The sequence below is a fragment of the Staphylococcus gallinarum genome, from assembly GCF_000875895.1.
Taxonomy (GTDB): Bacteria; Bacillota; Bacilli; order Staphylococcales; family Staphylococcaceae; genus Staphylococcus; species Staphylococcus gallinarum.
Map to the genome: position 1 here is coordinate 567,019 of NZ_JXCF01000007.1, position 13,484 is coordinate 580,502.

General features: G+C 33.6%; 11 protein-coding genes. All 11 read right to left on the reverse strand.

All coding sequences use genetic code 11. From position 1 onward, the window contains the following. Positions 1-161: 161 nt before the first annotated feature. The 11 genes from SH09_RS06490 to SH09_RS06540 all read right to left on the reverse strand — a co-directional run bounded on the left by SH09_RS06490 (position 162) and on the right by SH09_RS06540 (position 13,484). Positions 162-1,196: a S66 family peptidase gene (locus SH09_RS06490; RefSeq protein WP_042738811.1), complete on the reverse strand. Its 1,035-nt coding sequence runs from the start codon at positions 1,194-1,196 to the stop codon at positions 162-164. A 129-nt stretch (positions 1,197-1,325) separates the two neighbouring features. After that, complete coding sequence (locus SH09_RS06495; RefSeq protein WP_042738812.1) at positions 1,326-1,859, reverse strand: glycerol-3-phosphate responsive antiterminator; 534 nt, start codon at positions 1,857-1,859, stop codon at positions 1,326-1,328. A 12-nt stretch (positions 1,860-1,871) separates the two neighbouring features. After that, positions 1,872-3,950, reverse strand: coding sequence for a DNA mismatch repair endonuclease MutL (gene mutL, locus SH09_RS06500; RefSeq protein ID WP_042738813.1), 2,079 nt, complete (start codon positions 3,948-3,950; stop codon positions 1,872-1,874). Between the two features lie 12 nt (positions 3,951-3,962). Beyond that, on the reverse strand, positions 3,963-6,674 hold the full coding sequence (gene mutS / locus SH09_RS06505) for a DNA mismatch repair protein MutS (protein ID WP_042738814.1): 2,712 nt from the start codon (positions 6,672-6,674) through the stop codon (positions 3,963-3,965). A 396-nt stretch (positions 6,675-7,070) separates the two neighbouring features. Next, a complete protein-coding gene (thiW, locus tag SH09_RS06510) occupies positions 7,071-7,568 on the reverse strand; it encodes an energy coupling factor transporter S component ThiW (protein ID WP_042738815.1) in 498 nt (165 codons plus the stop codon). 29 nt (positions 7,569-7,597) lie between these two features. After that, positions 7,598-7,963: a YlbF/YmcA family competence regulator gene (locus SH09_RS06515; protein WP_042738816.1), complete on the reverse strand. Its 366-nt coding sequence runs from the start codon at positions 7,961-7,963 to the stop codon at positions 7,598-7,600. Next, positions 7,963-9,504: a tRNA (N6-isopentenyl adenosine(37)-C2)-methylthiotransferase MiaB gene (gene miaB, locus SH09_RS06520; protein WP_042738817.1), complete on the reverse strand. Its 1,542-nt coding sequence runs from the start codon at positions 9,502-9,504 to the stop codon at positions 7,963-7,965. The genes SH09_RS06515 and miaB overlap by 1 nt, the downstream gene beginning before the upstream one ends. Positions 9,505-9,696: 192 nt before the next feature. Continuing rightward, positions 9,697-9,993 (reverse strand): thiamine-binding protein, encoded by a 297-nt coding sequence (locus SH09_RS06525; RefSeq protein ID WP_042738818.1) that lies wholly within the window; start codon positions 9,991-9,993, stop codon positions 9,697-9,699. A gap of 125 nt (positions 9,994-10,118) precedes the next feature. Beyond that, positions 10,119-10,748: a poly-gamma-glutamate hydrolase family protein gene (locus tag SH09_RS06530; RefSeq protein ID WP_042738819.1), complete on the reverse strand. Its 630-nt coding sequence runs from the start codon at positions 10,746-10,748 to the stop codon at positions 10,119-10,121. A gap of 108 nt (positions 10,749-10,856) precedes the next feature. Continuing rightward, positions 10,857-11,723 carry a 2-oxoacid:ferredoxin oxidoreductase subunit beta gene (locus SH09_RS06535; RefSeq protein WP_042738820.1) on the reverse strand — a complete coding sequence of 289 codons (867 nt, stop codon included), beginning with the start codon at positions 11,721-11,723 and terminating at the stop codon, positions 10,857-10,859. Next, the gene (locus SH09_RS06540; protein WP_042738821.1) at positions 11,724-13,484 is read right to left on the reverse strand and encodes a 2-oxoacid:acceptor oxidoreductase subunit alpha; all 1,761 of its coding nucleotides are present in this window, start codon (positions 13,482-13,484) and stop codon (positions 11,724-11,726) included.

The window sequence follows — 13,484 nt, forward strand, 5'->3', positions numbered from 1 at the left end:
CCTAAAAAAGACAAAGAGACTTCTACAATAGTTTCCAGTTGTGAACCACCGGTCTAAGTACTGTAGAAATCTCCCATCTCTGTTCTAATTATTAACTTAACTTTATATTACACTTATTTTGTAAGCGTTGTCAACTAAATTTTGTAACTAATTTGACACAATTAGTTACGGGATACAGTAGACTCCAATAATTTAAATATTTTGTTTTTGCAATCGATTTCACCATACAATCCATAAGGTAGTATCATTTTCGGTTCATTATGGCCAAATGATAAATTGTATAAAATTGGAATATCTTGATTATTACTTTGTTTGATTCGTTTAATAAATGCATTTTTATAACATTCATAATTGCGATTGAGATATGGTTTACCTATTATAATTCCTTCAATGGCTGCAAGCACCTCATCGGTAAGTATTACGTTTATTGCTTTAGTTATCATTTCAAGTGACGGCACTATTTCAGATGTTTCAAGAAATAAAATTGTACCCCTTAGTCGTTCTACAATTGGGTAAATATCGTCATTAACCACTTTTAATAAAGTTTCTAAATTACCACCAAATAATTTACCTCTTGCTGTGCCTTTACCGTTTAACACTTCATAATTATGATTCGGCATTATCCCCCTTCTCATTTTGCCCTTAGCACTTCCCCAATCACCACTGTTCGTTCTAATGTATTTTGCTGGATAAATATTGTGTGAATCATGCGTTTCAAACCAACAGTGTTTGATATGTTGAATTGTATATTCATCCATCGTTCCATTTTCGGCAAAGTCTGTTAGAAGTGCTGGACCGTAATAACTCACTATACCCATTTTATAGAATAATAAATGCAGTGAAGTTGTATCAGAATAACCACTAAATATTTTAGGATATTTTTTAATATTTTGACTATTAATAAATGGAATTATCGTATGTGCATCATCCCCACCAATACAATTAATAATACCTTTGATTTCAGGATCAACCAATGCCTCATTTAAATCTGCAGCTCGGGCTTCAGGATGTTCTTTTAAATATCGACTACCTTTCAGTGCATTAGGCATCACTTTAACTTGCAAGCCAAATATTTGTTTTAAGTTATTTATACCCTGTAAGGTTCTCAAAATATATTGATGATCACCCGCTATACCTGATGACAATGAGACAATTGCAACCGTATCACCTGATTTAAGTCGTGATGGTTTAATCATATAATCACCTCCACTTTTAATTTAATTACTAATTTAAAAACGGTTATAGCGATAATAATTGCATAATTACAATATTATTGCTATAACCGTCAACTTAATTCTTATATAATTTTTTTAATATATCTATAACTACCATAAATCTCTATCACTCGTAGTAATATATTTAGCACCGTGCTCCACTGCAACATTAACCTCATCTACATCGTTAATTAATCCACCCGCAATGACTTGTGTATTCGTTTCTTCGTTAATAATTTGAATTGCTTTGGTGGCAACTCCAGGTAATACCTCAACATAATCAGGTTCAACACGCTTAATCAAATCAATACTTCTCGATAATGCTTGACTATCTAGTATAAACACTCTAAATACAGTTGTAGTATTTAATGCTTTGGCCTTATTAATTACCTTTGTCTTGGTAGATACAATACCTTTCGGATGATAATGCTGGATTAAATATTCACATGCAAATTCATCATGACTCATACCTTTTATTAAATCAATGTGGATATAAGTTTCAATTTTATTCTTTTTCAATAGATCCATAATACTCTTCAAATGACCAATATGTGTATCTAACAATACACATTCTTTATAATCTGTTTTTGTCAGCTTTTCTAAGTCTTTCATCGAACGAATTGCTGGTAAAATATGTGGTTTCAAGCCACTAACCTCCTACATAATCCTTTTGAATAATCGTTCTATTTCATAGTTTGAAAAATTAATAATAATCGGGCGTCCATGAGGACAAGTAAATGGATCTTCCGTTTCTCTAAGTTGGTTAACTAAATCTGCCATTTCATTATTTTTTAAGTAATGATTTGCTTTGATTGATTTTTTACAACTCATCATGATGGCTGCTTCTTCACGTATTTTTTTCACTGAAACTGTTTTATGCTCTAATACATATTCAATCATATCTTTTATAATTTCTTCTGCTTCTTCTGGTGGGAACCAAACAGGATAACTATCAACAATATAATCATGGCCTCCGAAAGGTTCAAGGTGGACGCCTACTTTCTCTAGTTCATCTTTATGTTGATCAATAATCATTAGTTCATCTTTTGAAAAATGGAAAGTTAATGGAATCAGTAAGTTTTGAACTTCATTTGTCACTTCTCCAATTTTATCTCTAAAGTATTCGTATTTAATACGTTCTTGTGCAGCATGTTGATCTATCATAAACATACCATTTTCATTTTGAGCAATAATATATGTCCCATGTACCTGACCAACAATTTCCATGTATGGAACACGACGACTTGGTGTCTCACTAACACTCCCTTTTATATCCTGTTGTTCTTCAGCAGTTGTAGTACTTTCTCTATATGTTTGCTGTTCTGTGTCTGAATAATCAACAGCTTTCTCCTCATCTGTATTATCCATTGCATTGAGCACATCTCTTTGACTTCGAATATAATCTGAATCTACGATATCTTCAGCATGATTATAACTGTCATACTGAGCATAACCTGATTGATACTGTTGCTGTCCAATCATTGAATCATTATTGTGCGTAGAATATAAATCATCTTTTGTTATTGCTTGCTCACCATGTTCAATATTTGCTGTACTCTGTTGATCTACAATTGATTCGTCTGGGTGTGATTGGGTGTATTTTTCATTGCCACTGACATTCGTAGTAGACTGTGGATCGTTTGTAAGATGGCGCTGTTGTCTTTGTTCAAAATCCATTTTTTGTTGTTCAAACTGACTTAATACCTTATTTTTTTTAGTGAATTTCGTCATATCGTTTTTCGGTATTAAAATGCGATCCTTAAATGCCTCTTGTATCTTTTCAACAATGAGTGCATACAATTGATCCTCTTTAGATAATCTTACCTCTAATTTTGTCGGATGCACGTTAACATCAACTAAAATAGGATCCATTTCAATGTTAATGTAACAGATAGGATAACGGCCAATTGTTAAAAGCGTGTGATATCCTTCTACAATTGCTTTATTTAATAAAAAATTCTTTATATACCTTCCGTTTATAAAAATGGAAATATAGTGTTTATTACTTCTAGAATGTTCTGGTTTAGCTACAAATCCTTCAATATGATAATCACTCGTATCCCCGGTAATTTGAACCAAATCTTTGGCAACTTTCATACCATATATTTCAGCCATGACTTCATTTGTTCTTCCAGAACCATTGGTTTTAATAATCGTCTTGCCGTCTGATACTAATGAAATTCTAATATCAGGGTGACTCATTGCCATTCTATTAACAATATCAGTAATTTTACCTAGCTCTGTATATAAACTTTTAATATATTTTAAACGTGCCGGCGTATTATAGAAAAGTGATTCAACTAAAATATCAGTACCTCGTTTTGCTTTTGCAGGTTTCTGTTCTAAGATGGCTCCATTTTCAACATAAATTTCCTGACCTTCTGCATTATCAGTACATGATTTTAATGTTACTTTCGCAACAGAGGATATACTCGCTAATGCCTCACCTCTAAATCCTAATGTACGTATATGGAATAAATCTTCATCGTCGTCTAATTTACTCGTAGCATGACGATGAAATACTAAATCGAAATCATCTGCCTCAATACCAGTACCATTGTCTACTACTCGAATTGAAGCGACTCCAGATTGCTCAACTTCAATATTGATTTCAGTCGCTTGGGCATCGATTGCATTTTCAAGTAATTCCTTTACAACAGAACCTGGTCGTTCTACCACTTCTCCGGCTGCAATTTTATTTGCTAACGATGTCTGTAATTCCTTAATTTTACCCATTTGACTTCACCTCTACTTTAACTGTTTTTGTAATTCACTTAGTTTAACTAAAGCGTCAATAGGCGTCATATTTGATAAGTTTAGTGCTTTTATCTCTTGTTCAATCTCACTTTGTTCAACTGGTGCATCAAATAGTTCAAATGCCGCCTGTTCAAATTGTTGTGTGGCATCAGCTTTATTATCTCTCGCTATGTCATCCTCTGGGTGTTGATTCGACACATTTGTTTCGAAAATAGCGTGAGATTGATCTGATGACACAGTTTCTTCCATTAAATCTTGATTTGTCGCATCATCTGCGCTATGTGAAGATTCATCTAACACTTCCACCTTATTCACTACAACTTGGTTATCGTGCAGTTGGTCACTTTTTTCAAATGCATCTAAAATAACTTGCGCCCTAGAAATTACTGCATCTGGTAGATTAGCCAATTTAGCAACTTGAATACCATAACTATCGTCTACAGCACCTTCTTTTACTTTATGTAAGAAGATTAACTCACCTTTATATTCATTGGCAGCTACATGCACATTTTTCAAACAAGGTAAAGTTTGATCAAGCGCAGTTAATTCATGATAATGCGTCGAGAATAATGTTTTTGCGTGTGAGGTATTTGCCACATATTCAATCATTGCTTGTGCTAATGCTAAACCATCATAAGTTGATGTTCCACGACCAATTTCATCAAAAATAATTAAACTATCTGCTGTTGCATGAGCTAAAGCTTTTTGTGCTTCTAACATTTCTACCATAAAGGTACTTTTCCCAGAAACCAAATCATCTGCTGCACCAATTCGAGTAAATATTTGGTCGAAAATAGGTAGTACAGCTTGATCACAAGGTACATAAGCACCCATTTGTGCCATTATACTTATAATTGCTACTTGTCGCATATAGGTCGATTTACCGGACATATTTGGCCCAGTAATTAAATATATATACGCCGCTTCATTTAATTCACAATCATTTGGTACATAATCATTATAATCCATAACACGTTCCACAACTGGATGACGTGAATTTGTTAATTCAAGCGTCTTATCTTTACTAAAGTGCGGTCGAGTATAGTTATATTTTTGGGCAATTTCTGCAAAGCTTTGGAGACAATCAATTTCTGAAATGATTTTAGCTTGACGTTGTAATCTTTCAGTATAACGTTTCACTTGTTCTCTTAATTGCACAAATAATTGATACTCTAATTCAATTGCTTTATCTTCTGCCCCTAGAATAATATCTTCTTTTTCTTTCAATTCGTCAGTAATAAAACGCTCTGCATTAGATAATGTTTGTTTGCGTTGATAGCCGAAAGCATTAGGATCAAAACCTTGTAAATTGGCACGTGTAATTTCTATGAAATAACCAAAAACTTTATTGAAACTTATTTTTAGTGATTTAATTCCAGTACGTTGTCTTTCTTTAGTTTGTAATTCAGCTAACCATGTTTTTCCATTTTTTGACGCTGATTGATAACTATCTAAATCTTGATTAAAACCTGCTTTAAATAACCCACCATCTTTGATAGAAATAGGTGGTTCTTCTACAAGACTATCTTCGAGTAATGCCAGTAATTCATCTAGTGGTTCTAAAGCTTGGAATTGTGTGGCTAAGTTATCATTTAAACCAGTTATTAATGTTTTGATATTAGGTATTTCAGAAATAGAATGTTTGAGTTGAATTAAATCACGTGCATTGACATTACCATAGCTCACGCGGCCTACTAATCGTTCTATATCATAGACTTGATTCAAATAATTTCTGAGTGTATCACGTTCGATAAAATGATTGATAAATTGTTCAACGATATTCAATCTATTTTCAATGTTTTGTTGATGAATTAAAGGTCTATCTATCCATTGCTTTAATCTTCGTGCTCCCATTGGCGTCTTTGTTTCATCCATTAACCATAGTAACGTTCCTTTTTTGGATTTCAATCTAATGCTTTCTGTTAACTCAAGGTTTCTTTTAGCATAAAAATCCATTTTCATAAAATCTACGGCTTCATACTTAATGACTGTCTCAATATGGGATAAATCTCTTTTTTGTGTATGGTGAATATAGTCTAGCAATAACTGTGTAGCATTAAACAAATGTCGTTCTGTCATTTCATTAACAGCATACTGTGCATCAGAAATTGCTTCTCTTAATGTAATTGTTTCCGTCGTCAAGCTGATTTGGCGACGTAATTCTGGATCCAGTTTTTGATTTACAACAATCTCATTAGGATTAATAGTCGTAATTTCATTGATTAATGTTGCTTCGTCTTCAAAGTGTGTAACTTTTAGTTCCCCAGTTGAAACATCACAATAGCTTAATGCATAGATGCCTTCTAATTTAATAAAGCTCAAAATATAATTATTTTGCTTTTCATCTACCCCGCCTTGATCCATAACCGTACCGGGCGTCACGATGCGTACTACATCACGATGAACCATGCCCTTTGTCTGCTTAGGATCTTCCATTTGTTCACAAATAGCGACTTTATAACCATTATTTATTAAAGTTTCGATATAACCATCAGCAGAATGATATGGTACACCACACATTGGAATCGGATTCTCTTTTTTAGCATCGCGTTTAGTTAATGTTATTTCTAATACTCTAGACGCTTCTTTTGCGTCTTCAAAGAACATTTCATAGAAATCGCCTAATCTAAAAAATAATAAACAATCTTGATATTCAGATTTTATTTTTAAATATTGTTGCATCATTGGCGTTTGGTTCGTCATATTGTTACTTCACTATCCTTCTACAAATTCTTTTGTTTGTTCATTTTATCGTTATACGCATAAAACACTTCACATTGTTCAACTATAGAACTAAATATGAATGTCAGTACAATTGCGTTTACTCACTTGTGGACAATAGCTATATATGATTTTTAGCTATATTCCTAACGTACTTTATTTATCCTTTTAACTCTTAAATTTTAACATAACTTTTATTACTACGCTCATTTAATAAAAAATGGTTGCATCCACATAATTATAAAATTTTAAATTATGGCTTTCCAGCTATGAAATATAAAAAAGATTGAGATAAAATAACTTTTATGCCCACTTCAAGCGTCCAAAAATACAGATACTTAAAGTGAAAAACACAGTTATTTTAAATCTCAATCTTAGTTAATCTTTATTGAAAAATTTCTTTAATATCCCTTTTTTCTTTAAAATCATTAAAATGATATAACTGATAATTGCACCAATTATACTAGATACTAAAAACATAAGCATCAATGGTTTAACTGCAAAATCAGCAAATCCTAAAATAGCTGCTAGTGGAATACACATTACACTACCAATGATTCCAGTACCAATTACTTCACCCACCGCAGCCATAAAGATATGTTTACGATAATGATAAAAGGCACTAGCAAGCAATACACCAACCATACTTCCAGGAAAGGCAAAGAAACTACCTGTACCAAAAATAATGCGAATTACTGATGAAATAAAGGCTTGTGCTAAACCAAACCATGGTCCTACTAATACTGCACATAACACGTTTACTAAATGTTGTATTGGCGCTGCCTTTACTGGTCCCAAAGGAATGACAATAATACTACTTAATACGACATTGAGCGCAATTAATATAGCAGTTAACGTCAATTTTTGTGTCTTCATTCATCGCTCCCCTTTCCTGAAAAATACAATTACGTATTGTTATTATCTTCATTATGTTCATTTAGTCGATCTGACATTGTACTGATTAACATTTGTAGTAAATCATTCGCCTCTGCTTGAGACTCTTTAAATTCTTCAACAATTGGTAAAATGTTAATATTTTGTTCAATTTCTTGAATCTTTCCTTCAGATTGTTTCAATGCTTCCGTCTTTCCATAATTTTGTAAATTGACAGATTGTTTTTGATTCTTTTTTAAATCTTTCATTTTCTGTTCAATTTGTTTATTATTATGAATTTGTTGTTCTACACGATGATATTCCTTTACGATATCTAAGTCTTTAATATGCTCACTTATTCTATCAGCTTCAGCTAAAATTTCATCTTTATTATACATTAAGGTGTCACCACAGCTTTTCCACTTTCACGAATAAATGTACCATTCAATGAATACTGCTTCGCTTCATCGATTTGAACTTCAACTATTTTACCTATCATGTCCTTTGGCGCTTTAAAGTTAACTAATTTATTCTTAGCAGTATAACCTGCTAATACAGTATCATCCTTTTTACTTGCACCTTCGCACAATACCTCTACTGTTTGGCCTTCATATGGTTTCATTGCCGCTTCAGAATACTGTGATACTTTCTGATTTAAACGTTGTAGTCTATCTTTCTTTACATCCATCGGTACATTATCTTGCATTTTAGCAGCTGGTGTACCATCCCTTTGTGAATAAATATAAGTATACGCGTGCTCAAATTCAACTTCATCATATAAGGTTAATGTTTCTTCAAATTGAGCTTCTGTTTCGTTTGGATAACCCACAATAATATCTGTAGTTAATGCTACATTTGGTATCTGTGTTTTAATTCTATCGACTAAATCTAAATAACTTTCACGTGTGTATTTACGTCCCATTATTTTCAACACTGCATTATTTCCTGATTGCACTGGTAAATGAATATGTGGCACGATGTTACCACCATTTGCAATAACTTCAATCATACGATCTGTAAAATCCCACGGATGACTCGTAGTAAATCTTACTCGTGGAATATCAATACGTGAAATATCCTCTAGTAAATCCCCTAATCCATATTCTAAGCCATCAATGTCCTTACCATATGAGTTTACATTCTGACCTAGTAGCGTGATTTCTTGATAACCTTCTCGTGCAAGACCACGTACTTCTTCGATAATATCTTCGGGTCTTCTACTACGCTCTTTACCTCGCGTAAATGGCACGATACAATATGTACAAAATTTATCACAGCCATACATGATATTAACCCATGCCTTAATATTACCTTCACGTACTTTCGGTAGATTTTCAATGACATCGCCTTCTTTAGACCATACTTCTACTACCATTGCTTTCGATAAATATGCTTCCTCTAATATTTCAGGTAAGCGATGAATATTATGTGTACCAAAAATCATATCTACATTTTGATATGACTTCAATATTTTATTCACTACTGATTCTTCTTGTGACATACAGCCACAAACACCAATTACCGTTTCAGGCTTTTCCTTTTTCAAATGCTTTAAGTTTCCAATTTCGCTAAACACTCTGTTTTCAGCATTTTCACGAATGGCACAAGTATTTATTAAAATCACATCTGCTTTATTAATATCTTCGATTGGTTTATAACCCAATGCCTCTAAAATACCCGCCATAACCTCTGTATCATGTGCATTCATTTGGCAACCATATGTTTTAATCAAGAATGTCTTTCCTTGACCCATATTGCGATATTTTTCATCTATTTGAAAGTCTCTATTATAATTAATTTCTTCTTTCCCACGTTTACGTGCCTCTTTTAAACTTGGCGGCTGATATACATGCTCGAAATACTTACTATAGTCTTTAGCTTTTTTATCACGTTCAGCTAAAATATCTATCGAAGTACTTTTTCTTTGTTCTTCATTCACTTTACAAAATCCTCTCTATATCATATAAACTAAGAACAAAATTAAAATTAACCAACAATGCTACTCATTGCATTACCGTTCTAAGTTCAATATATAATCATCTCTTCATTATATTAAATTTAGCACTAAAGTGCAAAATGACGTTTAAGATAATAAACCGATCCAACAACATTAAGTTGAACCGGCAAAGCACTATAATTCATCATATTTACCAGTTAAAGTTTCAATCGTTATACCTTCTGGAACATGATAAAATTTAACCTGACAAATGGTGCTAGGTACTTCTAATTCGACCATACGTTCATTTAACTTTTGTATTAAAATGAGGCACTCATTCATCTCGCCTTGTACTGTTGTTTCTAAAGGTCCTACACGATATGCTAACCCAGAATCATCAATCACTTTAATCGCTTCATCAACATATGGAATCACGTCTTCACCGTTTGGTGTCTTTGGAATAATTTGAACGCTCATTAATGTATCATGCATATCTATCACTAGCCCTTCATTCGGAATATCAATTCATTTCATTTTAACAAATTATTCATCAAATAAATAGTAATCGTTAGCTTTTTCAACTGACATATTCACAGTATACATTTGAATGATGGTACTTAACTTACTTTACAACGTGTCAACGCGTTATGTATTGCCTCCGAGAATTGATACATCAAATCATCCCAATTATTTTTATCTTCACGAGCTGATAAAGTGAATTTACGATTTTTAAACAGGCTTTTTCTCAATGCAACTGTCAATTCAAGTTGCACGCCTGCCTCCCGCTTACAACAGTTAACAAAGTTATCTCTATGGAATCCAGATATATGACTTGGTGCATCTTTCACTATAATATTAATGTCTGCTAATTCATTTTTGATGGACGCAATTAATTCTAGGTCACGTCCACCAATATAAACTTCTGACTTATCGCCCATGCAACCATGTATTGAAACTGCAAATTGACTATCCTCAATCATTTGATGTAATTTTGGTTCGTCAAAGTGACGCGAAGTTACATGTAATTCATGGTTTTTGTTTTTTCTAACACCTTTAAATGTGTAATATTTATAATCACCTAAATCACTTAGGCAATCAGCCAATTCTGAAGTACCACGTTCGATTGCCCCTCCATGCACTGCAGTTATAATAACTGGTTTTGTTGCCTCTCTTGTTACGATATCCCAATCATCACCTTGCTTAGTTTTGGTTAATAATTCTCCCATACTCCTATATTTATCTACCATCATATACTCCTTATTTTAATTTCCATATTTATTAAAAAAAGCTGATATAACACAGTATCTTTGACACTTGAATTATATCAGCTATAAAAATATTTAAAAGTCCTTCGATTACACAAATTGTTTCGTTAATTCATTAAATTGAGTTTCATCCAAATGAATATCTTGTTTTGCTAATGCTTCATTAGACATTTCATCAATTTGAGACTCAAATGATGGCGTATCTGTGTCTTGATAGACAATACCCTTAACTAGTGAATTGTATTCTAGCACCTTTTGTGTTGCCATCGTTTTATCTGTAAAATCATATCCATCTATGTCTGCGATATCAGTTAAGTTTTCCTTAAACCAATCATATGTGTTCACTTTATTATAAGTTACGCATGGTGAGAAAACATTCACAAATGAAAAGCCATCATGATTTATTGCATCTTCAATCATTTTCGTCAGAGCTTTAATATCACTAGAGAAACCTTGGGCAACAAATGTAGCTCCAGATGACAAAGCAAGTTCTAATGGTGCTACATTTTGTTCTATATTCCCTTTTGGTGTTGATTTCGTGACAAAGCCTTGCGCTGAAGATGGCGATGTTTGGCCTTTAGTCAGACCATAAATTTGATTATCCATTACAATATATGTCATATTCATATTTCTACGTAAGGCATGTATTGTGTGTCCCATACCGATGGCGTAACCGTCTCCATCACCACCTGAAGCGATAACTGTTAAATCTTTATTAGCCATTTTAACACCTTGTGCAAGCGGTAAGGCTCTACCATGAATTCCATGCACACCATAGGAATTAATGTAGCCTGATAAGCGTCCAGAACAACCTATACCAGTGATAATAGCTACTTCTTCAGGCTCCAAGCCTACATTAGCTGCTGCCTTTTGAATAGCAGCTTGAACAGAGAAATCTCCACATCCCGGACACCAATTGGGTTTAACATTATTTCTGAAATCTTTAAATGTTGCCACTTACACCAACTCCTTTAACTCTTCGGCAATTTCTAATCCTTTTTGTTCTATTTCTTTAGGTAAAAATGGCGTGCCATCATATTTAGTCTGATTAATTAATTTATCACCTAAATTTACATTCATTTTTATAATATTTGCTAGTTGGCCTTGGTAATTATGTTCAACTACTACAACTTTCGACACTTTATCTATTTCTTGCTGTAGTGTTTCTTTAGGGAATGGATGTAATTGTCTAATTTGAACATGATTCACTTTTACACCTTGTTCTTCTAGTCTATCCTTACCTTCTTGAATGGCACCTTTAGTTGAGATAAATCCAATATATAATATATCTGCAGTATCATGAACAACATCCGCTTCAACGGGCTCATTAATTAATAAATGTTCAACTTTGCGCATACGCTTATCCATTTGTTGATTACGATTATCTGCTGCTTCACTTGGCTTACCTTCTTCATTGTGTTCAACACCAGTCACATGATGTATACCACCTTTAACTCCTGGTAACGGTCTTGGTGATACACCTGATTCCGTAAGTGCATAACGCTTGAAATAAGATTTGTCATCTTCTTCTCTTTCAATATCAGACTGGACAATTGCGCCACGTTTAATCTCAATGCGATTATAGTCCAATTGATCGACAGTTTGTTTACCTAAAGATAATTGTAAATCACTTAATACAATAACTGGACATTGGTACATCTCGGCTAAATTAAAGGCCTCCATAGTTAGGTAAAATGCATCTTCAGCATCTGTAGGTGCTACAACAATCTTAGGTATATCGCCATGTGTACCATAAATCATCTGCATTAAGTCTGATTGCTCTTGCTTCGTTGGCAAACCAGTTGAAGGTCCTCCACGTTGTGTATTAATCACAACAAATGGCGTTTCTGTCATTCCAGAAAGACCAATTGCTTCCATCATCAACGACAGTCCAGGTCCAGCACTTGCCGTAAATGCACGTACTCCCGCATAGTTTGAACCGATAGCCATATTTGCTGCTGCAATCTCATCCTCTGTTTGTACTACAGTTCCGCCTACTTTTGGTAAATTCTCAATCATATACTCCATAATTTCAGAAGCAGGTGTGATTGGATATGCAGCCATAAATCTAGATCCAGCTGATAATGCGCCTAAACCTATTGCATCATTACCAATCATATATAAATGAGGATTATGGTTTGTAGGTTCTAATACAAAGTCTCCAGTGATATGTTCAAGTTGTTCGCTCATCAATCGATAGCCTTCTTTTAAGGCTTCAATATTCATTTCAACTACTTTTTCACCTTTTTTCGTAAACATGTTCGTGATTAAACTCTCGAAATCACTTAATTCTAAATCCATAACTGCACACGTTGCACCTATCGCAACCATATTTTTCATTAGAGCCGTACCTAATTCCTTTGCAGTTGCAGTTAATGGTAAATCTATCATCTCAGCTTTGCAATCTTCAGGCTTTTGTGGTTTCGCCTTACTATCAGCGATAATGACACTATCAGATCTCATCTCATGGTGATTTAATTCAATCGTTTCTTGATCAAATGCAACTAATATATCTAAATCGTCACTAATTGCATGTACAGGTGTTGTTGATACTCTTATTTTATTATTTGTGTGGCCGCCTTTAATTCTACTTGAAAAATGACGATAGCCATATAAGTAGTATCCTTTACGGTTCATAGCAGTAGCGAAGATTTCCCCAGTCGATTCTATACCTTCACCTTGTTGACCGCCCACTTTCCATGATACTTGTGATTTCAT